Origin of the sequence: Mycobacterium vicinigordonae (genome assembly GCF_013466425.1) — a bacterium.
Lineage (GTDB): Bacteria > Actinomycetota > Actinomycetes > Mycobacteriales > Mycobacteriaceae > Mycobacterium > Mycobacterium vicinigordonae.
Genome location: NZ_CP059165.1, coordinates 4932150 through 4956082, shown reverse-complemented (window position 1 = coordinate 4956082; position 23933 = coordinate 4932150). Strand labels below are relative to the sequence as shown.

Annotated in this window: 20 protein-coding genes and 1 riboswitch; of the genes, 9 read left to right on the top strand and 11 right to left on the bottom strand. The window is 65.4% G+C overall.

All coding sequences use genetic code 11. The features are described from left to right. Position 1 precedes the first annotated feature (1 nt). Together H0P51_RS22080 and H0P51_RS22075 are read left to right on the top strand one after the other, a co-directional pair. Positions 2-3388, top strand: a complete 3387-nt coding sequence (locus tag H0P51_RS22080) for a pyruvate carboxylase (RefSeq protein WP_180914989.1) — start codon at positions 2-4, stop codon at positions 3386-3388. Continuing rightward, a complete protein-coding gene (locus tag H0P51_RS22075) occupies positions 3385-4278 on the top strand; it encodes a mycobacterial-type methylenetetrahydrofolate reductase (protein ID WP_180914988.1) in 894 nt (297 codons plus the stop codon). Before H0P51_RS22080 ends, H0P51_RS22075 begins: the two co-directional genes overlap by 4 nt. 4 nt (positions 4279-4282) lie before the next feature. Here H0P51_RS22075 and H0P51_RS22070 read toward each other — a convergent pair whose 3' ends face one another. From H0P51_RS22070 to H0P51_RS22060, 3 genes are read right to left on the bottom strand one after another with little or no spacing between them, the layout of a single operon-like run. Next, positions 4283-4573, bottom strand: a complete 291-nt coding sequence (locus H0P51_RS22070) for a WXG100 family type VII secretion target (RefSeq protein WP_180914987.1) — start codon at positions 4571-4573, stop codon at positions 4283-4285. A 28-nt stretch (positions 4574-4601) separates the two neighbouring features. Next, positions 4602-4895, bottom strand: coding sequence for a type VII secretion system protein EsxG (esxG, locus tag H0P51_RS22065; RefSeq protein ID WP_180914986.1), 294 nt, complete (start codon positions 4893-4895; stop codon positions 4602-4604). Between the two features lie 35 nt (positions 4896-4930). Beyond that, positions 4931-5233: a PE family protein gene (locus H0P51_RS22060; protein ID WP_180914985.1), complete on the bottom strand. Its 303-nt coding sequence runs from the start codon at positions 5231-5233 to the stop codon at positions 4931-4933. A gap of 155 nt (positions 5234-5388) precedes the next feature. Between H0P51_RS22060 and H0P51_RS22055 the strand changes: the two genes are divergently transcribed. Further along, complete coding sequence (locus H0P51_RS22055) at positions 5389-6864, top strand: cobyric acid synthase (RefSeq protein WP_180914984.1); 1476 nt, start codon at positions 5389-5391, stop codon at positions 6862-6864. A 5-nt stretch (positions 6865-6869) separates the two neighbouring features. On the opposite strand, the gene H0P51_RS22050 is transcribed toward H0P51_RS22055, so the two are convergent. Further along, complete coding sequence (locus H0P51_RS22050; protein WP_180914983.1) at positions 6870-7085, bottom strand: hypothetical protein; 216 nt, start codon at positions 7083-7085, stop codon at positions 6870-6872. 126 nt (positions 7086-7211) lie between these two features. Between H0P51_RS22050 and H0P51_RS22045 the strand changes: the two genes are divergently transcribed. Further along, positions 7212-8933, top strand: coding sequence for a DUF3556 domain-containing protein (locus H0P51_RS22045; protein ID WP_180914982.1), 1722 nt, complete (start codon positions 7212-7214; stop codon positions 8931-8933). Between the two features lie 77 nt (positions 8934-9010). On the opposite strand, the gene metE is transcribed toward H0P51_RS22045, so the two are convergent. From metE to H0P51_RS22010, 7 genes are all read right to left on the bottom strand, one after another. Beyond that, a complete protein-coding gene (metE, locus tag H0P51_RS22040) occupies positions 9011-11323 on the bottom strand; it encodes a 5-methyltetrahydropteroyltriglutamate--homocysteine S-methyltransferase (protein ID WP_425489088.1) in 2313 nt (770 codons plus the stop codon). Between the two features lie 109 nt (positions 11324-11432). Further along, a riboswitch (cobalamin riboswitch) is annotated at positions 11433-11667 on the bottom strand. A 90-nt stretch (positions 11668-11757) separates the two neighbouring features. Then, complete coding sequence (locus tag H0P51_RS22035) at positions 11758-12390, bottom strand: NAD(P)H-binding protein (protein WP_425489087.1); 633 nt, start codon at positions 12388-12390, stop codon at positions 11758-11760. Positions 12391-12454: 64 nt separating this feature from the next. Further along, on the bottom strand, positions 12455-13717 hold the full coding sequence (locus H0P51_RS22030; protein WP_180914980.1) for a TetR/AcrR family transcriptional regulator: 1263 nt from the start codon (positions 13715-13717) through the stop codon (positions 12455-12457). A 147-nt stretch (positions 13718-13864) separates the two neighbouring features. Next, positions 13865-14512 carry a nitroreductase family protein gene (locus tag H0P51_RS22025; RefSeq protein WP_180914979.1) on the bottom strand — a complete coding sequence of 216 codons (648 nt, stop codon included), beginning with the start codon at positions 14510-14512 and terminating at the stop codon, positions 13865-13867. Positions 14513-14536: 24 nt separating this feature from the next. Next, positions 14537-15466, bottom strand: a complete 930-nt coding sequence (locus H0P51_RS22020) for an SDR family NAD(P)-dependent oxidoreductase (protein WP_180914978.1) — start codon at positions 15464-15466, stop codon at positions 14537-14539. Beyond that, entirely contained in the window at positions 15463-16554 is a 1092-nt protein-coding gene (locus tag H0P51_RS22015) for an acyl-CoA dehydrogenase family protein (RefSeq protein WP_180914977.1), read from the bottom strand. Before H0P51_RS22015 ends, H0P51_RS22020 begins: the two co-directional genes overlap by 4 nt. Next, complete coding sequence (locus H0P51_RS22010; RefSeq protein ID WP_180914976.1) at positions 16551-17699, bottom strand: acyl-CoA dehydrogenase family protein; 1149 nt, start codon at positions 17697-17699, stop codon at positions 16551-16553. Before H0P51_RS22010 ends, H0P51_RS22015 begins: the two co-directional genes overlap by 4 nt. A 163-nt stretch (positions 17700-17862) precedes the next feature. On the opposite strand from H0P51_RS22010, the gene H0P51_RS22005 reads away from it, so the two are divergent. From H0P51_RS22005 to H0P51_RS21985, 5 genes are all read left to right on the top strand, one after another. Continuing rightward, positions 17863-19617 carry a nitric oxide reductase activation protein NorD gene (locus H0P51_RS22005; protein WP_425488902.1) on the top strand — a complete coding sequence of 585 codons (1755 nt, stop codon included), beginning with the start codon at positions 17863-17865 and terminating at the stop codon, positions 19615-19617. 146 nt (positions 19618-19763) lie between these two features. Next, the gene (locus tag H0P51_RS22000; RefSeq protein WP_180914975.1) at positions 19764-20615 is read left to right on the top strand and encodes a CbbQ/NirQ/NorQ/GpvN family protein; all 852 of its coding nucleotides are present in this window, start codon (positions 19764-19766) and stop codon (positions 20613-20615) included. 74 nt (positions 20616-20689) lie between these two features. Continuing rightward, complete coding sequence (locus tag H0P51_RS21995) at positions 20690-21802, top strand: ABC transporter substrate-binding protein (protein ID WP_180914974.1); 1113 nt, start codon at positions 20690-20692, stop codon at positions 21800-21802. Positions 21803-21809: 7 nt separating this feature from the next. Further along, positions 21810-22961, top strand: coding sequence for a spirocyclase AveC family protein (locus tag H0P51_RS21990; protein ID WP_180914973.1), 1152 nt, complete (start codon positions 21810-21812; stop codon positions 22959-22961). Further along, positions 22954-23928, top strand: coding sequence for an SDR family NAD(P)-dependent oxidoreductase (locus tag H0P51_RS21985; protein ID WP_180914972.1), 975 nt, complete (start codon positions 22954-22956; stop codon positions 23926-23928). Before H0P51_RS21990 ends, H0P51_RS21985 begins: the two co-directional genes overlap by 8 nt. Positions 23929-23933 lie beyond the last annotated feature (5 nt).

Here is a 23933-nt window from a genome sequence, read left to right as displayed (position 1 = left end):
AGTGATTTCGAAAGTTCTGGTCGCTAACCGCGGCGAGATTGCGATCCGGGCGTTCCGCGCGGCCTACGAGCTCGGTATCGGCACTGTGGCGGTCTACCCGGTCGAAGATCGCAACTCGGCACACCGATCCAAGGCCGACGAGTCTTACCAGATAGGCGAACCAGGCCATCCCGTTCGGGCCTACCTCAACGTCGCCGAGATAGTTGCGACGGCCCGGGCTTGTGGTGCGGACGCGATCTACCCGGGTTACGGATTCCTCTCGGAGAATCCGGACTTGGCGGCGGCGTGCCAGGCGGCCGGTATCACCTTCGTCGGACCCTCGGTATCGGTGCTCGAGCTGACGGGAGACAAGGCTCGCGCGGTGGCCGCGGCACGGGAAGCAGGTCTGCCCGTGCTCGCGTCTTCGGAATCGTCATGCTCAGTCGAGGAACTGGTGGCGGCCGCTGCCACGATGCGGTTCCCCCTGTTTGTCAAGGCGGTCGCGGGGGGCGGTGGCCGGGGGATGCGGCGGGTGACCGACGCCACGGATCTGCGGGAAGCCATCGAGGCGGCATCACGGGAAGCCGAGTCCGCATTCGGCGATCCGACCGTGTTTCTCGAACAGGCGGTAATTAATCCACGACATATCGAGGTGCAGATCCTGGCCGATGCCACCGGCGACGTCATCCACCTCTACGAGCGCGACTGTAGCGTGCAGCGCCGTCACCAGAAGGTCATCGAGCTGGCGCCTGCGCCAAACCTGGACCCCGCACTGCGCGAGCGGATTTGCGCCGATGCGGTGGCATTTGCCCGGCACATCGGCTACGCCTGCGCGGGCACCGTGGAGTTCCTGCTCGACGAGCGCGGCAACTACGCGTTCATCGAAATGAATCCACGGATCCAGGTGGAACACACGGTGACCGAGGAGATCACCGACGTCGACCTGGTATCCAGCCAACTGCGGATCGCCTCCGGTGCAACCCTGCGTGATCTTGGATTGAGTCAAGCGTCGATCGTTGCGCACGGTGCCGCGTTGCAGTGCAGGATCACCACCGAGGATCCTGGCAACGGATTCCGGCTCGACACCGGACGGATTGCCGCATACCGCACCCCGGGCGGCGCCGGCATCCGGCTGGACGATGCCACGCACTTAGGGGCCGACGTGTCCCCGCATTTTGATTCGATGCTGGTGAAGCTGACCTGCCGCGGGTCCGACTTCGCGGTGGCGGTGCGTAGGGCACGCCGCGCGGTCGCCGAGTTCCGGATTCGCGGTGTCACGACAAACACCTCGTTCCTTCAAGCGGTGCTGGATGATCCCGATTTTGTTGCGGGACGGGTGACTACATCGTTCATTGAGCAACGACCTCAGTTACTGACCGGGCACATCAGCGCTGACCGGGGCACCAAGATACTGGACTACCTGGCCGACGTGACGGTCAACCAGCCGCACGGACCGCGACCATCGACGATGTACCCGCACGACAAGCTGCCGCAGCTGGATCTGATGGCGCCGCCACCGGCTGGGTCCAAGCAGCGTTTGACGGAATTGGGCCCGGAGGGGTTCGCGCAGTGGATGCGGGAATCCGACGCCGTCGGGGTAACCGACACGACGTTTCGCGACGCCCATCAATCGTTGTTGGCCACCAGGATTCGTACCACCGGCCTGGTCAAGGTGGCACCTTACGTGGCGCGGATGATGCCGCAGTTGCTGTCGGTGGAGTGTTGGGGCGGGGCCACCTACGATGTGGCGCTGCGGTTTTTGAAAGAGGACCCCTGGCAGCGTCTGGCCGACCTGCGCGAGGCGATGCCGAACATCTGTTTACAGATGCTGCTGCGGGGCCGCAACACGGTGGGGTACACGCCTTATCCCGAGATTGTCACCACCGCTTTCGTCGAGGAGGCGACCCGCACCGGAATCGACATCTTCCGAGTTTTCGACGCACTCAACAATGTCGATTCGATGCGGCCGGCCATCGACGCGGTACGTGCGACCGGCACCGCGGTCGCCGAGGTCGCGATGTCCTACACGGGCGACTTGAGCGATCCCGCCGAAAGCATCTACACCCTCGACTATTACCTCAAGCTGGCCGAGCAGATTGTCACCGCGGGTGCGCACGTGCTGGCCATCAAGGACATGGCCGGTCTGCTGCGGGCACCCGCGGCGAGCGCCCTGGTCGGCGCACTCAAGTCGAGGTTCGACCTACCGGTGCACGTGCACACCCACGACACTCCGGGAGGGCAACTCGCCACCTACCTGGCGGCATGGCAGGCCGGAGCGGACGCGGTGGACGGGGCCGCGGCCCCGCTGGCCGGGACCACGAGCCAGCCCGCACTGTCCTCGATCGTGGCGGCCGCTGCAAATACCCGCTACCACACCGGCTTGTCGTTGGACGCGGTATGCGCCCTCGAACCCTACTGGGAGGCACTGCGGAAGGTATACGCGCCGTTCGAATCTGGCCTACCGGCACCGACGGGGCGGGTCTACCATCACGAGATCCCGGGCGGCCAGTTGTCGAATCTTCGTCAACAGGCCATCGCGCTGGGATTGGGAGACCGGTTCGAAGAGATCGAAAATGCCTATGCCGGGGCTGATTCCATCCTTGGCCGGTTGATAAAAGTTACTCCGTCCAGCAAGGTGGTGGGTGATCTGGCGCTGGCTTTGGTGGGCGCCGGGATCACCGCAGAAGACTTCGCCAAAGACCCGGCGCGCTACGACATTCCAGACTCGGTCATCGGCTTCCTGCGCGGTGAACTCGGAGATCCCGCCGGTGGATGGCCGGAGCCGTTGCGCACCAAAGCGTTACGTGGACGCGCGGCAGCCAAGGTAGAGCAGCCGGTGTCTGCCGACGACAAGTGTTCGTTGCGTGTGCCTGGCGCTACGCGCCAAGCCACGCTGAATCGCCTACTCTTTCCCGGGCCCAGCAGAGAATTCGAGGTACACCGCGAAAAGTACGGGGACACCTCTCGGCTAAGTGCCAACCAGTTCTTCTACGGATTGCGGTACGGAGAAGAGCATCGGGTCAAATTGGAACGTGGCGTAGAGCTTTTGATCGGGCTGGAAGCCATCTCGGATCCCGACGAGCGCGGCATGCGCACCGTCATGTGCATCATCAACGGGCAGCTGCGTCCCGTGTTGGTGCGTGATCGCAGCATTGCCGCAGAGGTGCCTACCGCCGAGAAGGCCGAGCGCAACAATCCTGGTCACGTGGCCGCCCCGTTCGCCGGAGTCGTGACCGTCAGTGTGGACGTCGACGACGACGTCGAAGCCGGCCAGACCATCGCCACCATCGAAGCGATGAAGATGGAAGCGGCCGTGACCGCACCCGCAGCCGGCAAGGTGGCCCGGGTCGCGGTTTCCGGCACCGCCCAGGTCGAAGGTGGCGACCTGTTGGTGGTGCTTGATCCGTGACACTGAACACGGTGGCGCTGGAGTTGGTGCCGCCGAACCTAGACGGCGGCATCCCGCGTGCGGTCGAGGACGCGGCGAAGGTGCTGCGGTATGCGGCGGAGTTCGGCCTCACCGACCGGATCCGACACGTTATGATCCCGGGCCTGATCGAAGAGGACGATGATCGGCCGGTCCTGATCGTACCGAAACTCGATGTGCTGGAATTCTTTTCGATCATCCAGTCGCAGATCCCGGGCGTGAGGGGTTTGTGCACCCAGGTGACCGCGTTCACCGAAGAGCTGCCGTTGCGGGAGCGTTTGTCCGATCTGGTCGCCGCGGGGATGGAGGGCATCGTCTTCGTCGGGGTACCCCGCACGATGGGCGACGGGGAGGGTGCCGGGATCGCGCCTACCGACGCGCTGTCGATCTATCGTGGGCTGGTTCCCAACCGGGGCGTCATCGTGATTCCCACGCGCGAAGGCGAACAAGACCGGCTTCTGTTCAAATGCAACCAGGGCGCGACCTACGGGATGACCCAGCTGTTGTATTCCGACGCGATTGTCGATTTTCTCACCGAATTTGCGAAGAAAACCGATCACCGTCCGGAGGTACTTCTATCCTTCGGCTTCGTCCCGAAGATGGAATCCCAAGTCGGACTGATCGGTTGGCTGATCCAGGACCCGGGTAACGCGCTGGTGGCGCAGGAACAGGCCTTCGTCAAGCGGTTGGCTGGCAGCGAGCGTGCGGCGAAGCGGCGACTTTTGTTCGACCTGTACAAGCGGGTCATCGACGGGGTGGTCCCACTCGGCTTCCCGTTGAGCATTCACCTCGAGGCGACCTACGGTGTTTCAGCGCCGGCCTTCGAGACCTTCGCGGAGATGCTCGACTACTGGTCGCCCGAACTGATTTGAGGTTCTAGCCGCCCCACTTGGCGGCTTCAGCTTGGTCGCGGGCCATCATCGCCATCGTGTTGGCTTCGTGGGTGCTGGCCATCGACTGATACGCACGCACCAGATCCGCCATGGCCTGATTCCACTGCACCTGCCACGCCTGATACGTCAACCCGGTATCACCCTGCCACGCACCCTGCAGCGCGGCCTGCTCAGCAGAGATGTCGGCACCCAACCCCGTCATCGTGCCCGCATAACCCGCCATATCCCCAGCGTGCGCCAGCATCGCCGGGTAGTTGTACATAATCTGCGACATATCTGATCCTCCCTAGAAGCGAACCGGCTCAAAAACCGGTGTAAGTCGACGCGGCCGCGGCATCGGCAGCCACATAAGTACCGGCGGCATCACCGAGGTTCGCCTGCGCGATGTCCAGCAACGTGTTCACCCGCGCCGCGACCTCCACAAAACGCGCATGCGCAGCCTGAAACGCCGCCGCCGACTCACCCTGGTGAAACGCCTGCGCCGACATCGCCGCCTGCTCGGCCTGGCCAATCGTGTGCCGCATCAAACCCGCCTTGGCACCAAACGCCGCCTGCGACGACACCAACTGCGGAATATGAGCATCCAACAAACTCATAACTGTTCCTCTCTCATTTGATTGACGTGCACTGGCTAGATGACGCTGTAGGTCGTCGCCGCCGCAGCATCACCGGCGAGGTAACCCGTGCCCGCGGTCCCGACTCCTACGCCCGCGCGCGCCAGCTCTTCGACGCCCTGTGCCGCAACGGCGGCGTGTTCCTCGCCCTTGGCGCTGAAACCGGCGGCGGTCTGCAAAGACACCGGATCCGCGGCTGGCGGCACCACCGCGGTGACCAGCGGAGCCGCGGCGGCATGTGCGGCGGCCAAGCGCGCAGCCAGGGCCTCAACCGCGGCGCTTGCGCCGGCCAATCCCTCGGGGACTACTCGCAAAGTCATGACATACGCTCCTTCGCTACGATTCGCCGATCACCCGGCTACCCCCTGCGGCCTCGACACAGGGTTTTAAGTCTACTTACTCGCGGCCGTGTCGGACCTTCTTTGTTGCCGGTCGGCTTCGGGGCGCGCTGGCGGGCAGTGGCATGCTCATGTTGATGGCGGGTCTGCTGGTCGCAGGAACCACGAGCGACGCGGGCAAGAGCACCGTGACCGCGGGGTTATGTCGTGCGTTGGCCCGGCGCGGGGTGAAAGTGGCTCCGTTCAAGGCCCAGAACATGTCCAACAACTCGATGGTCTGTCGCGGCCCAGACGGCGAAGGCGCGGAAATCGGCCGTGCGCAATGGGTGCAGGCGCTCGCGGCCAGGGCGACACCCGAGGTGTCGATGAACCCGGTGCTGCTCAAACCGGGCAGCGACCAGCGCAGCCATGTGGTGTTAATGGGCAGGGCCTACGGAGAGCTGGATTCGGCGGACTGGTTCGAGGGTCGACGAGCCCTGGGCGAGGCTGCGCACCGGGCGTTCGACGACCTCGCCGCCCGCTACGACGTCGTCGTCGCCGAAGGTGCCGGCAGTCCAGCCGAAATCAACTTGCGCGCAGGCGATTATGTGAATATGGGGCTGGCTCGGCACGCTGCGCTGCCGACCGTGGTGGTGGGGGACATCGACCGCGGCGGGGTGTTCGCCGCGTTCCTGGGCACCGTCGCACTGTTGTCCGCGCAGGATCAGGCGCTGATCGCGGGCTTCGTGGTCAACAAATTCCGCGGCGACCTCGAACTGCTGGCGCCGGGTCTGCGCGAGCTGGAGCGGCTCACCGGACGCCGGGTCTACGGGACCTTGCCCTGGCGCCCCGACCTTTGGCTGGACTCCGAGGATGCCCTGGACCTCAAGGGCCGCCGTGCTTCCGGTAGCGCGGCTCGCCGGGTCGCTGTTGTGCGCCTGCCCAGGATCAGCAACTTCACCGACGTCGACGCGCTGGGACTCGAACCCGAACTGGACGTAGTGTTCGCCGCCAATCCGCGCACGCTCGACGACGCCGACCTGATCGTGCTGCCCGGCACTCGGGCCACCATCGCGGACCTGTCGTGGCTGCGGGCGCGAGGACTGGATCGCGCGGTATTGGCGCATGCAAAGGCGGGCAAGCCGGTGCTCGGCGTCTGCGGCGGGTTTCAGATGCTGGGCCGGCTTATCCGTGACCCGGCCGGCGTCGAGGGGCCACCCGGGCAGATCGACGGTTTGGGACTTCTCGATGTGGAGACAACCTTTGGTGCCGACAAGGTGCTGCGGCTGCCGCATGGCGAAGGGCTGGGCGTGCCGGCTTCGGGATACGAGATCCACCACGGCAGGGTCACCCGCGGCGGTGCGGTCGAAGAGTTCCTCGGTGGCTCGCGTGACGGCGCGGTGTTCGGCACGATGTGGCACGGCTCGCTGGAAGACGACGGCTTCCGCGCGGCGTTCTTGCGCGAGACGCTCGGATTGTCATCGGGCACATCCTTTTCGGCTGCGCGCGAGGGACGCCTGGACCTGCTCGGCGATCTGGTCGAACGTCACCTCGATGTCGGTGCGCTGCTCGGTCTCGCGCGCAAGGGCTGCCCGGCGCGACTGCCGTTTCTTCCCCCCGGTGCTCCGTCGTAGACGGTTTAGCCCGGGCCGCCGTACTGCCACACCAGGCTGTGATTCCCGGTCATGGTCGGGTTGCACCACATCGTCTGGCCGCTGGCGTCCTTGGTGGTGGCGTGCAGGGTGGTACACGAATCACCCACGGAGGGCGGTTGGGCGTGGGCCGTACCCGTGCCGGTCGCAAACGCGATCGAGCCAGCGGCGAGGAGCAACATGGAATTGCGAATTCGGCGCATGGCGTCCCCTTCCTAAGTCGTCCCTAAGCGTCGTGCACTTACGGTATCCCCGGTCGGAGCAGCTGACAAAGGAATGTCGGTGTAGAACTCGCCCCGGCGCTAGAACACGTTCTAGTGTGTCAAACCATGGGATTCCTCAAGCCCCAACTGCCAGAGGTCGACATCGAGGAATGGAGCAAGGGCACCAGGGCCGACAAGATTCGCCCGATGGCCCGGCACTGGGCCGAGGTGGGCTTCGGCACACCGGTGGTGATGCACTTGTTCTACGTCGGCAAGATCCTGCTCTACATCCTGTTCGCCTGGCTAATCGTGCTGAGCACCAAGGGGATAGACGGCTTCACCAATGTCGCAGCCTGGTACGCCGAGCCGATCGTCTTCGAAAAGGTTGTGCTGTACACGATGTTGTTCGAAGTGGTCGGTCTGGGCTGCGGGTTCGGACCGCTGAACAACCGTTTTTTTCCGCCAATGGGCTCGATCTTGTACTGGCTGAGGTTCGGCACTATCCGGCTGCCACCCTGGCCGGACCGCGTCCCAATGACCTACGGCACCAAGCGCAAGCCGCTGGATGTGGCGCTCTATGCGTTGCTGCTGATCCTGCTCGTGACGGCATTGTTCACCGACGGCAGCGGCCCGATGCCGGAGTTGGGCAGCACGGTCGGAGTGTTACCGACGTGGCAGATCGTCGCGATCCTGTTGGTGTTGGGTGCCGCGGGGCTGCGCGACAAGGTGATCTTTCTGGCTGCCCGCGGCGAGGTCTACGGGTCGCTGACGGTGACGTTCCTGTTCGGTGCGCCGGACATGATCGTCGCCGCCAAGTTGGTGTTCCTGGTGATCTGGATGGGCGCGGCGACGTCAAAACTGAACAAGCACTTCCCGTTCGTCATCTCCACGATGATGTCGAACAACCCGCTGTTCCGGCCCCGCTTCATCAAGCGGATGTTCTTCGAGCAGTTCCCCGACGATCTGCGGCCCGGCCTGCTGTCCCGGCTGTTCGCACATGTCAGCACGTTCATCGAGATGTTCGTGCCGCTGGCCTTGTTCTTCTCCCATGGTGGTTGGCCGACCACGGTCGCCGCGATTGTGATGGTGTGCTTCCACCTGGGCATCCTCACTGCGATTCCGATGGGGGTGCCGCTGGAGTGGAATGTGTTCATGATCTTCGGGGTGCTGTCGCTGTTCGTTGGTCATGCCTGCCTCGGCATCAGCGACGTCAAACACCTTGCGCCGGTGGCGATTCTGTTCACCCTTTTGGTGGGGATCGTGATCCTGGGCAACATGTTCCCACGCAAGATCTCGTTCCTGCCGGGCATGCGGTACTACGCCGGCAACTGGGACACCACGTTGTGGTGCATCAAGCCGTCGGCGGCCGACAAGATCAGTCGCGGCGTCATCGCGATCGCCAGCATGCCGCAGGCCCAGCTGGAGCGCTTCTACGGCAAGGACCGCGCGCAGATCCCGATGTACCTCGGATATGCGTTCCGCGCCATGAATACTCACGGGCGAGCGCTGTTCACCCTGGCGCACCGCGCAATGGCCGGGCACAGCGAGGACGACTACGTCATCACCGACGGGGAGCGGATCTGTAGCACCGCCATCGGGTGGAATTTCGGCGACGGCCATATGCACAACGAGCAGTTAATAGCGGCCCTGCAGCGGCGCTGCCAGTTCGAACCTGGCGAGGTGCGGGTGGTGCTGCTCGACGCCCAGCCGATCCACCGGCAGACCCAGCGCTATCGGTTGGTCGACGCTGCCACAGGCGAATTCGAGCGAGGCTATGTGCGGGTCGCCGACATGGTGACGCGGCAGCCTTGGGACGACAACGTTCCTGTCGAGGTGCTCTCGTCGTAGCGCGAGCAGACGCAAAAGCACTCTTTTCGACGGCGTGTCGCGTGCTTTTGCGTCTGCTCGCGGGGGTAGGCGACGGGCTAGACGCCGGCGCGGACCTCCTGGGCGGCGGCGACCATGTTCTTCAGCGACGCTGTCACCTGGTCGGTGTTGCGGGTTTTCAGGCCGCAATCGGGGTTAACCCAAAGGCGTTCCGCTGGAACGGCTTTCAATGCAGCCTGCAGCGAGGTGGCCATCTCCTCGGTGCTAGGTACCCGCGGCGAGTGGATGTCGTAGACACCCGGCCCGACGCTGTTGGAGAAGCCGATCGCGTTCAGGTCGTCGAGCACCTCCATGTGTGACCGCGCCGCCTCGATGGAGGTAACGTCGGCGTCAAGGTCGGCGATCGCGCCGATCACGTCGCCGAACTCCGAATAGCACAAGTGGGTGTGAATCTGGGTCGAGTCGGCGACACCGGAGGTGGCCAACCGGAACGCGCCCACCGCCCAGCGCAAATAGTCGTCCTGGTCGGCGCGACGCAGCGGCAACAGCTCCCGCAGCGCGGGCTCGTCGACCTGAATGACGGCGATGCCCGCGGCCTGCAGGTCCACCGTCTCGTCCCGAATCGCAAGTGCCACTTGGTTTGCGGTGTCGGCCAGCGGCTGGTCGGCGCGGACGAACGACCACGCCAGGATGGTGACCGGACCAGTCAGCATGCCCTTCACCGGCTTGTCGGTGAGCGACTGCGCGTACTTGGCCCACTCCACCGTCATCGGGTGCTGACGGGTGACGTCGCCGTAGAGGATCGGCGGGCGCACGCAGCGGCTGCCGTAGGACTGCACCCAGCCGTTCTTGGTGGCGAAGAAGCCCTCCAGCTGTTCGGCGAAGTACTGCACCATGTCGTTGCGTTCCGGCTCGCCGTGCACCAGCACGTCCAGGCCCAGCCGCTCCTGCAGCTTGATCACCTCGGCGATCTCATGCCGCATCCGGCGGGTGTACTCGGCCTCGTCGATCTCCCCCGCAACCAGCGCCGCGCGGGCTTTACGGATGTCCACGGTCTGCGGGAACGACCCGATGGTCGTGGTCGGCAGCGACGGCAGATGCAGGCGTTCGTCCTGGCTGGCGCGGCGCTGGGCGGCGTCGCCGCGGTGCGCGCCGGACGCTAAAATCGAGTCGATCCGGGCCCGGACCTGGTCGTTGTGTAGGCGCGGGTCGCGCGTGCGGGAGGCCACCGCGGCGTTGGACGCGGCGATCTCGTCGGCAACCGACTCGCGACCGTCACGCAAGGCACGCGCCAAAACGACCACTTCGCGCACCTTTTCGGCGCCAAATGCCAGCCAGCTGCGCAATGCATCGTCCAGGTCGGTCTCCGGCTCGAGCGAGTACGGGACGTGCAAGGTGGAGCAGGACGTCGACACTGCCACGGATCCGGCCAACCCCAGCAGCGTCGCCAGCTTGGCCAGCGCGGCCTGCAGGTCGGTGCGCCAGATGTTGCGGCCGTCGACGATTCCGGCCACCAGCGTCTTGCCGGCCAGCTCGGGAACGGCGGCGAGCGCGGTGTCGGCGCCATAGACGAGGTCGACCCCGATCGCCTCGACCGGTGTGCGGGCCAGGCCCGCCAGCGAAGCGCCCGGGTTGCCGAAATAGGTGGCGACATGGATCGCGGGACGGTTCCCAGCCGCGCCCAGCGCGGTGTACACGGCCTCGGCCAGCGCGGGCGCATCGGGCGAAATGTCGGTGACCAGCGCCGGCTCGTCGAACTGAACCCACTGCGCGCCGCTGTCGGCGATCAGTGACAGCAGTTCGGTGTAGATCGGCACCAGTTCCTTAAGTCGTTCGATTGGTGCGCCGCCGCCGTCGACGGCCTTGCTGAGCAGCAGGAACGTGACCGGCCCGATGATGACGGGACGAGCGGGCACACCCAGCTCGGTGGCCTCCTTGAGTTCGGAGAGCACCTTGTCGGGGTTGAGCGCAAATCGGGTCGACGGCCCGATCTCGGGAACCAGGTAGTGGTAGTTGGTGTCGAACCACTTGGTCATCTCCAGCGGCGCGACCTCGTCGTTGCCGCGCGCGGCCGCGAAATAGCGGTCCAGGTCGTCGGAGATCCCCTGCACCCGGGCGGGCAGCGCGCCCAACAACACCGCGGTGTCGAGCATCTGGTCGTAGTAGGAGAAGGTGTTCACCGGCACCGAGTCCAGGCCGGCTGCGGCCAGTTCCGTCCAGGTGTCGCGGCGCAGCGTGGCTGCGACTGACTCCAGGTCGGAGCGGCTGGTGCGGCCGGCCCAGTAGCCCTCGGTGGCGCGTTTGAGTTCGCGGCGCGGACCGATACGGGGTGATCCGGTAATGGTTGCGGTGAACTTCGGAGAATTGGCGGGTGCGGTCACTTGCGGTCCTTCAATCGACGGTGTGGTCACCACCCGCGGACGCGCAACCGATCGCGTCGCGGCGGCAACAGCGCAGTGCATTAACCGCAACAGCATCGGCCAAACGCCCATTCCACGAGGCGATGAGCCGCCGGACGCGGCGCGTCCGGCACAACTGGCAGGTCTTCGGACTCGCAGGCGTGCGCCTTGACGGCGGTTTCTAATGGCCGTCGCTTCCCGGTCCCGGGGGACCAGTGCTGTGTGACGGCGGTCGTTCCTGCATACCGCTGCGGGACAGTCCCGGATTCTCACCGGGTTCCCTCTTGCGAGGCTGGGTTTGCCTCACTCGATGCCGGCGCCTACGGCGACGGCAGACCAGCTGCGGGAATCAGGCTACTCTGCGACGCCGTCCGGACGGGAATCGCGCAGCACCATCGCCACTGCTCGAGCAGAGCCGCCACCTCGCTTGCGCTGCGGGTGAGTTGTTATCCGGTTGCCAATGCCTCGGCGATGGGAACGTCGCCGTTGTTGAAGTTGATGGTCCGCGCGATCGTCGAGTCGTCCTGCAGGGTGGCGGCGACGACCGCCGCGACGTCGGCCCGGGCGACCTCGCCCTTTGCTCGGTCCACTTCGACGCGGCCGGTGCCGGCGTCCAGCGTGAGCCGACCCGGCCCGAGTACGGTCCAATCGAGATCGCTCGCGCGCAGGTGGGCATCGGCGGCGGCCTTCGCCTCTGCGTAGGCGAAGAACGAATCCTCCGGCGGCACGCCGTGGTCCGGGCCCGCGCCGAAGTACGACACCATTACGAAGCGCCTGACGTTTACCTGTGTTGCCGCGTCGACCGTCCGGATCGCCGCGTCGCGGTCGACGGCGTAAGTCCGGGCCCGGTCGCCGCCGCCCGCCCCGGCCGAGAAGACGACCGCGTCGTGACCGGACAGCAGCTTGGCCAGCGCATCGGTGCCGAGTTGCTCGATGTCTGCGGTGACAGGTTTGGCACCGGTGGCGGCGACGTCGTCGGCGTGTTCGGGATTGCGGAACACCGAGGTCACTTGGTCGCCGCGCTGGGTTAGGATCCGGGCCAGCTGCAGCGCGACCTTTCCGTGGCCGCCGATGACGATAATGCGCTTCACAATTCCGACGTTACGCGCCGGGCATCGGACCATCTGTTTGGCCCGGTGACGGCTATTTGCCGCGTACCGCCACGCCGCGCAAGACTGTGTCCCGCGCCAGCAACAACGACGTTCGGGTGCCCACTTCACGCAGGATGTTCTCCGGTATCCACTGCATGCCGATGATGCACCGGGCCAGCATGGTGATGGAGCCGGTGTCGGCCCGTATCTCCTCGGATCGAATGCCTTCGGAGAGAAGCGATTTCATCTGTCGCAATCGGGTAGTGTACGACCAGCCTGGGTTTACCGTGTCGCGCGGCGGTGACTGGCGCATCCAGGCGAGCTGAATGCGGAATTCGTCCGAAAACTGGTCCAGCGCGTTGACGTTGACCCAACTCAAGGCGTCGAGTTTCTCGATCGGCGTCGCATCCGAGCGCAGCACGTCGACCCACCCCGCTTCGACCTTCTGGCCGAACGAGCGCATGATCGAGGCCAGCAGTTCGTCTTTGGAGCCGATCACCCGGTAAACAGTCCCGGTGCCCAGACCGGCCGCAGACGCGATGTCACGGATGGTGGTGACCTCATAGCCCTTGCGACCGAACTCGGTACGCGCGACCGCGCGCAGATGCGCCGCTTTGTCGCTGGGGTCGGCCTCGCTGTCGTCGGCCCAGGATTCGATGACCGCACTCGCTGCGGCGAACGCCTTGGACCGGTCCAGCGCCCGGTCGGTGGGAGGACGAGAAGCCAACCCCTGCAACATGATCCGGCACAACAGGGCGGCCACCTGATCGGCCGAGGAGTTGGCCCGCATGACGTCCAGTCCGACCTGCAGCATCGTCTGGCAGATCCGGTCGGCCAGGATGGGCAGGTCCACGTCGGCCTTGATGTAGCCGCTCCACCTGGCGACGCGCAGCGTCTGCAGCATCGCCTCCTGCATCGCGACGGGGCGCTGTTGCGTCAGTTGCATCAGCTCGGGATCGGCGCTCGGTCCCTCGTAGAACGACATCTGCAGTGCCGCGCGATGCCGCACGGCGCAGTTGGCGATCGCCTGCCCCAACTCGATGACCTTCTCGGCGGGGGGGCGGGGGTCCGGCTCGTCGAGGCGGGCCTGGGCGCTTTGCCCGACGTGGTCCAGGTCGGCCTGGTAGCGGCGGATCAGCTCGACCAGGATGGCTTCTTTGGACTCGAAGTGGTGATAGAGGCTGCCCGGGAGAATGCCTGCCGCATCGGCGATTTCCTGCAGCGAGGTGCGCAGCCCCGACGTGGCGATCAGCGCGGCGGCGGTCTCGAGGATCTCGGTGCGGCGGGTGCCGCTTTCGATTGCGCTGTCGGTCATAGCGGGTGGGTCGCCGCTCCGGAGGACCGCAGCGATTGCACCATGCGAATCCCGTCCTCCTGCCGAACCAAATCTTTGTTAGAGGCTATCAGACTGACCGCGACAAACGCGCTGGTTAAGGACGTGCGTACGCCTGGACACACAATCTTAGATGGGTGGCCCGGTCCAGCGGTCCAGGGTGACTACCTGCTCGACGGGCACCCGGGGTGCGGGGTGGAAGGTGTGCCCGGCACGCAGCCGGCCGACGGGTAGGAGGCAGCCTTGCACATACGTCGATGGAATGCCGAGCAACTCGCCGACGGCGGTTTCGTGGTGCAGGTGCAAGGTAGTGATGCACGTCCCGTATCCGCGGGTGTGCAGGGCCAGCTGAAAGTTCCACACTGCTGGGAAGATGGAACCGTACAGCGTCGCCAGATGGAACGACTCATCCCCGTCGATACGCGGCAAATACGGCTGGTAGCAAGGGATTACTAGCGCCGGTATCCGGGCTAGGTGTTCGACCAGCCACTCGGTCGACGACATCAGCCGCGCCTCCGGGGTGCCGGCTGGCAGCAACCCGGCGAGGAACTGCCCGCCGACGCGGCGCAAATACGCCTCGCGGAAGAGCTGCGCGATCTCCTCGCGAAGCGCGTGATCGGTGACGACCAGCCAACGCCAGTTCTGCTGATTCGACCCGTTGGCTGCCTGCAATCCAATCTGCAGGCAGTCGCGGATATCGGCGAGGTCGACGGGCGCGCTCAGGTCGAGTGATTTGCGCGCTGACCGGGTGGCGCTCAGCAGATAGGCGATGTCCATTGTCTGGCTGCTTGGTGGTGGGGGTCAGGTGGTGACGCCGAGCTGCGAGGCGATTGAAAAGACTTCGTCGAAGATCGAGTCGGGCACGGTGAACGGCTCAGTTGCCGAGATTTCACAGAGATGGGCCAGTATGTCGTCGGCGGTCGGTTCACTGCCAGCCTCGGCAAACCAACCCTGGCCGAGGCCTACGAAGACTCGGGCGAACCGCCCGGCGCAGGCCGAGTAGTTCTGGTGGGTGAATTGGCAGTCCCGGCTGGCGAGGAATGCGACGATTGGAACGACCAGCTCGGGTTTGATCATGTTCAGAAACCCGATCTGTTCAACGGCTTTCGGATCTCCGAGGGTTTCGGTCACCATGCGAGAGACACCGAACGGCAACACCGTGTTGGACAGGATGCCATGTTCGGCGCCCTCGATCGCGATGACATTTGACAGACCCACCAGGCCGGCTTTAGCGGCGGCGTAGTGGGCTTCCAGCGGCTGCCCGAACATCCCGGCGGAGGACGAAACGAACACGAACCGGCCGTGCTGCTGCGCCTTCATCAGCCGGTAGGCCGGCTGGCTGAGGTAGAACCCGCCGTCAAGATGGACGGTGTGCATGCGGCGCCAGTCGTCGGCGGACAGTTCGTCGAACGGGATGCTGTTGAAGATCCCGGCGTTGCTCACCACCGCGTCGAGGCGGCCGAAGTTCTGCACCGCCGCGGCCACGATCGCCTCGCCGCCCTCGGGGCTGGCCACCGAGTCGTACGACGCGACAGCGGTGCCCCCGGCCGCCCGGATTTCGGCGACGACCTCATCGGCGACGGAGGTGTCGGCGCCTTCGCCGTGCATGGTTCCGCCGAGATCGTTGACGACGACGGCAGCACCCCGCCGGGCCAATTCCATTGCGTACAGGCGCCCGAGACCGCGTCCGGCGCCGGTGACGATAGCGACCTGGTCAGTGAAATCGATCATCGCCGCCCCTTCCTGGCGAGTTGCGCACCCACCTCGGTGAGATAGCGGTCGGGTCCGCCGAGCAATGCGCTCCAGCTCAGCAGTCGTTTGAGGTAAAGGTGCGCATCGTGCTCCCAGGTGTAACCGATGCCGCCAAAAACCTGGATCGCGGTGTCGCCGACCGTGGCCAGCCGTCCTGCGAATGCCTTGGCCCGCAATGCTGCTGAGTGTCGCTCGATTGGGCACGAGTCGGCTGCCCACAGCGCGTGGACCACGCCGCTGCGGGCCAGCTCCACCGTCTCGTACATATCGACGCACAGGTGCCCGATGGCCTGGAAAGATCCGATGGGCGCCCCGAATTGCTTTCGGCTCTTGGCATATTCGACGGCCATGTTAAGCACGGCGCCGGCGGCGCCGAGTGCGTCGGCGGCCGTCGCGATGAGCATATCGTCGACTACGGCGTCGACGTCGTCGGGCGTCACCATGCCGAGGTGCTGTGCATTGGCATCAGTGAACTCGACGCGAAATTGCTTGCGGGTCTTGTCGATTCCGCACTCGGGTGTCACCGAGGTGCCGGGGAAGGGGGGCTGGACCGCCCACAATCCGATGGCGTCGCCATCTTCGGCGAGCACCAGCAGCACGTCGGCGGCGGCCGCGTCGGGGACCGTCAGCGGCGGCGAAGATAACTGAGGCCCCGCGTTACCGGACGACACCGTGGCCGGCCGCGCACCCAGACCCACGACGGTCGCGATCGTGGTGCCTTCGGCAATCTGCGCGAGGATCTGCGCGGCTGGTTCACCGCCCACCCGGGTCAGGGTCCGCACCGCGGCCACCGCGGTCGACAGCCACGGGCCTGGGTGTAGCGCGCCGCCGAGCTCTTCGGCGACGACGCCCGCTTCGACCATCGTCATGCCGGCACCGCCGTGTTCGTCGGGCACCAGCAGACCGGTGGTCCCAAGGTCGGCGAGGCCGCGCCAAACCTGTTCGGTGGTGCCGGTCGGATCGTCGAGCAGCGGGCGCACATGCGCCGAAATCGATGCCTTCTCAGCCAGAAAGCGGCGAACCGTGTCTCGCAGGGCGATCTGCTCGTCGGTGAGTTCGAGGTTCATTTTCGCGGCAGTCCCAGGACGCGCTGTGCGGTGATGTTCTTGTTGATCTGACTCGTGCCGCCGGCGATGGTCAGCGACCGCGACGAAAGCCGGTAGTCAGCCCAATGGCCGCCGTGGTTGCCCAGCACGTCGAATGCGAGTGCGGACAGATCTTGGCCGATCTCGCCCCATACCGTCTTGGCCAGGCTGGCCGACCCGAGTGGGTCGCCGCCGTGCAGTGTCGCCGAGATCGACCGCTGGCAAAGCACTTCCAGATACTTGATCCGGACGCCGAGCTCGCCGAGACGGCGTAGCACAACCGGGTCATCGAGAATGCTCCCCGAGGCGTCCGCGGCAGCGAAGTCGGCCACCAATTCATCAAGTCGAACATGTAACTCCGCGTACAGCCGGGCGGCGCCGGCCCGCTCGTGGCTCAATGTGGTGGTGGCAACTTGCCAGCCGCCGTTGAGCGGACCGAGTAGTGCGCCGACGGGTACCCGAACGTCGTTGAAGAAGACTTCGGCGAAGTCCGAGTCGCCGTTGAGTGTGACCAGGGGACGGGCGTCGATGCCGGGCCGGCTCATGTCCACGATCAGACAAGAGATGCCTTTGTGCTTGGGGGCGTCCGGGTCGGTGCGCACATACAGTTGACACCAATTCGCCCGGTGGCCCAGCGAAGTCCAGATCTTCTGGCCGTTGACGACGAAGTCGTCGCCATCCCGCACCGCCTTGGTGCGCAGCGCGGCCAGATCCGACCCCGCGTCGGGCTCCGACATGCCTTGGCACCAAATGTCGTCGGCACGCATCATGCGGGGTAGCAGTGTCGTCTTCTGCTGTTCCGTGCCGTACTGCATGATGGCCGGCGCGATGTTGTTCATCCCGATGACGTTGAGCGGTAGGGGTGCTCGCGCTCGGGTGGTCTCCTCGGTGAAGACCAGCTGTTCGAGCACCGTCGCGCCTCGGCCACCGTACTCTCGGGGCCAGGACACCGCACCCCATCCGGCGTCAGCGGCGGTCGCGTCCCACTTGCGTAGCTTGTCGAAGGTGGCATCGTCGCGGGCAGACGGTCGGCGGGCGGCGCGCAATTCGTCGGTCAGGTTCGCCGACAGCCAGGTACGCAGCTCATCGCGGAAGCGCTCCACCTCCGCCGGATATGAGAAGTCCACGTTTTCTATTCGACCTCACGGGATGATCTGCGGCCACGCCGACTCTACGTTGGAACAGATATTTGATCAATTGGCGCCGACTTGGTCCGATTGACTGGCCGACGGCTGGACTCTACGGTGGAACAGATATTTGGTCAACGGGGGCCGGGTGGGGAGGTGTTGAGTGGGCGACGTCCCTGCAGGTGACCAGATACTCGCCATGTTCGCCTCCGCACTCGCCGGTCGAGCGGTGGCTGTGAGGTACCTGCCGCCGGGTGAGCCCTCGTGGACCGACGGCCAGAGCATCTATGTACCTGGTTCCGGTGGGGCCGGCACGAAACTCGCAGCCTTGCAAGCCGTTGCGGTGCAGGCATCGTTGATCGCGGCCGGCAGCCTGGACGCGGGGGTTATCCGGCCGCTGGTCCGCCACCCGCGACTGGCCAAACGGTATTTGGCAGTCGAGGCCGGTCGTGCGTTGAGCGTCAACGCCGCCCTGCTGCCGAACATCCTGGCGCCGTTGGCAGCTCGCGAGATCCCCGGCCGCAGCGAATCCCCGGCCGCATCGCTGCGCCTCGCCGAGGGGCGGACGACCATCGACGACCCGGCGCCGGAGTACGGCGTGATCCGCGCCTCGAAAGTGCTGGCCGCCTGCGCCCGAGCGGACAAGCAACAGAATCAGGCGAATCCACAGCACATTCCCCGCAGGTCACGAGACGCAACCGAACGCGAGGAGTTGGACGACGACGACATCGACGACTCCAATGACCCCGACATGTTCACCAGTCCGGTCGGTGGGGGTGGGTTCATCGGTAAGTGGCTCAAGAAGATGCTGTCGTCGGCGCGAAAAACCGGGACGGGGGGCGGGCCGCCGGGTGCGGACACTCCCACCCATCGAACTAACTCGGGCAATCGCGGTGCCCAGGCGGTCTCGTCGCTGGCAGTGACCTCTAGCGAGGAGGATCGCATCCACGATGCCCAGGCCGACGGCGCGAGATATCCCGAATGGGACGCTACGCGCAGGCGCTACCGGTCCAACTGGTGCACCGTGCGTGAGGTGGAGCCCAGGACCAAAGCCTCTGCGACGCAGGCGATCGACGACGCCATCGGTGTCCGGCGCCCACTGGCCCGACTCGGCATGGGGCTGCACCGCCGGGCTCGGCAATGGCAGGGTGACGACATCGACGTCGACGCGGCGGTCGAAGCGCGGGTCGAGGTGCGGGCCGGGTCGGCGCCGGACGAGTCCGTCTATCTCGATAGCCTGAGGCGCCGCCGTGACCTGTCGGTGCTGTTGCTGCTCGACGTGTCCGGGTCGGCGGCCGAGCCCGGAACGGTGGGGCGCACCGTGCACGAGCAACAGCGGACGGCCATCGCCAATCTTGCTGTAGCGCTGCATGATCTGGGTGATCGGGTGGCGATGTATGCGTACTACTCGCAGGGTCGCGGCGCGGTGAGCATGGTGCCAGTCAAACGGTTCGACGATCATTTCGACACCCGGGTGATGCGGCGGCTCAACAGCCTGGAACCCGGGGCGTACTCGCGGCTTGGTGCGGCGATCCGGCATGGTTCGACGGTCCTGGAGGCACGCGGTGGGACGGCACGGCGACTGTTGGTAGTGCTGTCGGACGGACTGGCGTACGACCACGGCTACGAGCGGGCCTACGGTGCCGCCGATGCGCGCCGTGCGTTGTCGGAGGCCCGCCGCCGGGGGACCGGTTGTGTGTGCCTGACGATCGGCGCCGGCACCGACGTGCTCTCGCTGCGACGTGTGTTCGGCAGCACCGCGCATGCGACCATCGGCCGTCCCGACCAACTCGCCGGCGTGATCGGAGGGCTCTTCAGGTCCGCGCTGCGCTCGGCGGAGGTTCGCCGAAGAGTCTCGCCTGTGACCTCCTACTCAGACGCGTTCGCCCGGCCACCACGTCGCACCGGGTCACGCTAGCACTCGACGAAAGGGTGGCACTTCCTGTGTAATCGCCAGTCCCAGAACGTAGTTCGTGCTCTAGGCGGACGCAGCGGCGCTTTCACGCAGTACTTGAAACAAACATCTGTTCCGGCTAGGCTGCCGAATTGGACGAAAGGAAGTCAATGGCCGACGAGTCCGGGCTCGCCTACCGCAATGGTGCTCTATCCGAGGTTGAGCGGGCGCGTCCTTATTACCAGCCGATCGGCCGGGAAGAGGCGGTGTTCAAAGCGGCTTACCGCCAGGGGCTGGCATTAGTCCTCAAGGGCCCGACGGGTTGCGGCAAAACGAGATTTGTCGAGGCCATGGCCCACGACCTGGGCAGGCCGCTGATTACGGTCGCGTGCCACGACGACCTCACCACCGCCGACCTGGTCGGTCGATACCTATTGCGCGGCGACGAAACGGTGTGGGTGGACGGGCCGCTGACGCATGCGGTGCGCGAGGGTGCAATCTGCTACCTGGACGAGGTGGTGGAAGCGCGCCAGGACACGACGGTGGTGTTGCACCCGCTCGCGGACTACCGGCGCCAGCTCCCGATCGAACGCCTCGGTGTGACTCTGGACGCAGCGCCCGGGTTCGGTCTGGTGGTGTCCTACAACCCCGGCTACCAGAGTGTTCTGAAGGACCTCAAGGATTCCACCCGGCAGCGCATGGTTGCCATCGAATTCGATTTCCCTGCACCAGATGTCGAGGAGCGAATTGTTGCTCATGAGGCCAGAGTGGACGACGATACCGCTGCCGAGCTGGTGCGCTTCGGACAGGCCATTCGGCGCCTGGAAACCGGCGGCTTGCGCGAGGTTGCCTCGACCCGCGTGCTGATCGCGGCGGGTCGACTGATCGTTGAGGGGCTGACCAGGCCGGAGGCGGCGCTGGCCGCGATCGCCGGGCCGCTCACCGACGACGTCGCGGTGGGCCGGGCGTTGGCCGAAATGATCGACGTTTATCTCGGCGACCCGGACGAAGCGCGCAATTGACGCTGCATAGCGGCGGCGCTAGTCTCTGAACAAATATTAGGTTTGTCGCGTGGGTCGGCAGATTGGGGAGGTCGATGTCCTACGAAAGCCAGGCAGAGCCGATCAAAGTCGGCTACCTGATGGACTTCAGGCTTCCGCCGGGTTTCCCCGAGGAGCTGTTTGCCTCGTTCACCCAGACGTTCGACCTCATCTTCGAAGAGGCGCTCGCCCAAGGTCTGATGGACCGTCCCGTGCAAATGATCTATCGCGAGGTAGAAGGCCTGCCCAAAGGTTCGGTCAAGGCAGTGATCGATGCGTACGGCGAACTGGTCGACGAAGGCTGCCTGGTGGTCTTCGGTCCGAACATCACCGACAATTGCGTGCCGTTGCGGGAGGCGATCGAGGAACGATTTAAAGTTCCGGCCATCAGCGTGACCGGCACCGACGACTGGCTGGGCGAGTGGACTTTCGCATTTCCACAGGGATCGATGACCGATGAGCCGATCTTCCTGGCCGACCTCATCGCCAAGCGTGAACTCACCGAGATCGGCGTCCTGGTCGAGCAGAGCCTGATCGGTGAGAGCTACCTGAAGAACCTGCGAAGCGCCTGCCGGCGCAAGGGTATTCGAATCGTCGCGGAAGTCACGGTCGCGCAGACCGCCCAGGACATCAACGAAGCCGTGCGAACCCTGCACGATGCCAAGGCCGAAGCGATCGTGCACCTGGGCTTCGGCTTCGGGATCGTGTTCATCAATCCCGCATTGGAGGCCGTCAACTGGGACCCACCCCGCTTCACCACTACCGCGTGGCAGAACGCGTGGGTCAACCCCATCATGTGGAACGCGTTCATGGGCTGGATCGGTGTCGACCAATACGACGAGGCGAACAAGATCGGGCAGGACTTCCTTGATGCTTACGCGAAGAAGTACCACGGCAGTCGCCCCGAGTTCTGCGTGACCGTGGTGAACCGCGACGTCGCTGCCACCCTGGTGCGGGCGTTTACCGACGCCCATCCGCTCAGCCCGCGCGGCGTCAAGGAAGCGCTGGAGCGGGTCAAGATGCTGCCCGCCGCCTCGGGCGCGCCCGGTACGCGGGTGTCCTTCGGCAAATGGACGCGCCGCGCCTGGATGGGCGCAGGTTATCTGGTGGCGCGGACCCTCGATGCCGACGGTGTCAACTCGCACCTAGTCGACCGCTTCGGAGAATGAGGCGCAGATGAGCACAGACCAATCACTCGTCGCGGACGACAAGTCCGAGGTCCCCAAGCGAACCGGGAAGCGCGGCTGGGGCGGCTGGATCGCCGGCGCCGCCGTGGCGGCGTTCGCGCTTTTCTTCATCGTCAACGCGCGTACCGCGTTGGACCCGCGGGTGGCAAACCCGAATGTGGAAGGCCGGCCCCGTCCGGTCCGGTTTATCTTCGGGTTGGACTACATCGCGTTCCTGCAGATCTCCACCGTGATCATGCTGATCGTGCTGGTGATCGTCTTCGTCAGGGGCTGGCGGCGCAACCCGGGCAGCCCGGCGATGCTGATGTTCCTGTGCACCACGCTGATCGTCTGGCAGGACCCGATCATGAACTGGGCGCCGTTCGCGGTGTACAACCCCGACCTGCTGCACTGGCCAGAGTCGTGGCCGCTGGTGTCGCTGTCGCCGACAGTAGAGCCGTTCGTCGTATTCGGTTACGTCACTTTCTATTTCGGTCCCTACTTCCCGGCGGTTTGGATACTGCGCAAGCTGCAGGCCCGGAACGGGCCGGAAGCCTTCGTCTCGCGGCATCCGCTGATCTGCCTCGGCGCGATCACCTGTGTAATCGGGTTCATCTTCGACGCCTGGCTGGAGATCCAGTTGGTGCACACCGGCATGTACATCTACTCGCAGGTGATCCCATGGGGTTCGTTGTTCACCGGCACCACATTCCAGTTCCCACTGATCTGGGAATCGTTCTCGGTGACGTTCGTGATGGTGCCCGCAGCGATACTCTGCTACCGCGATGACACCGGTAAATCCGTTGCCGAGAAGCTGGCCGCCAAAGCCAAGATCTTCCCGAGCCGCCCCGTGCTTGGCACATTCCTGGTGATGTTCGCCATCATCAATGTGTCCTACTTCGCCTACGGCGCATGGTTTGCCGTGATCAAGGCCAGCGGCGCGGCGACCTCGGTGGCCTGCCCGTGGCCCTATCCTGAGGCGAAAGTCTATGATCCGCAGGGCTTTTACGAGAGGGAGGGTGCACAGGGCCCCTATTCGGTGGGTATCTGGTCGACTTGGATGAGCGGGCAGCCCAATGGTCGGCCGCACGTCGAACCGCCACCGGCGGGTCAAGGCGCTTGTGCCGCTGCGATCTCGCCTTCACCGGGTAAGAATGGCTGAGCCCCGCACCGTCGTCATCACCGGTGCGTCGCGCGGGCTGGGTTTCGCCTCAGCCGTGCGACTGTATCGGGAGGGATGGCGGGTCATAGCCGCCATGCGAACACCCGAGCGCGGACTGCCGCTGCTGCGACAGGCGACCGGGGCCGCCGAGGACGACGGCAGGATGATCGGTGTCCAGCTCGATCTCGCCGATCCCGCGTCGATCGCCGCGGCGGCCAAAACCATCGGAGAGGCCGTGGACGCACCCTACGCCCTGGTCCACAACGCCGGGATCTCCGCTGCCGGGGTGGTGGAGGAGAGCGATATGGCGTTGTGGCAGAAAATGTTTACTACCAGCGTCCTGGGTCCGGTAGCACTCACCCAAGCGCTGTTGCCGGCAATGCGAGCGGCGGGGCAGGGGCGCATCGTGCTGGTGTCCAGTGCCGCCGGTGTCCGCGGACAGCCGGGCACCGCGCCCTACTCGGCAGCCAAGGGCGCCCTGGAACGTTGGGGTGAGGCGATGGCCGTGGAAATCGCACCGTTCGGCCTCGGCGTCACCGTCCTGGTCGCCGGCACCTACGACACCGAGATCATCACCGACGCTGGCACTATCGACGCGCGCGACTTCACTGGTGCCTACGCGCGGTTGCACACCACCATGAACACCCGCGGGCGGTTCGCGGTCCGATTCGCCAGGCCGCCCGAGAGATTCGCCGACGGCCTAGTCAAGGCCCTCGCCGACACCAAGCCGTTTCGGCGTCGCGGCGTGGGTGTAGACGCCTCAATGCTGCTGGCGGCCAACAGGGTCCTGCCTTCTCCGGGGATGCACCAGGTGTCTCGGGTCGTGCTGGGCATACCCCGGCAAGGGGCGATGCGGGACGGAGCCTGGCCGCTGACAACGGCCCAGAAAGCGATGGTGTTAGCCGCACGCGTCATCCCCCAGCCCGTGTTGCAGCGGTTGGCCGCGCTGACATCGAGGAAGCATTAGAGGAG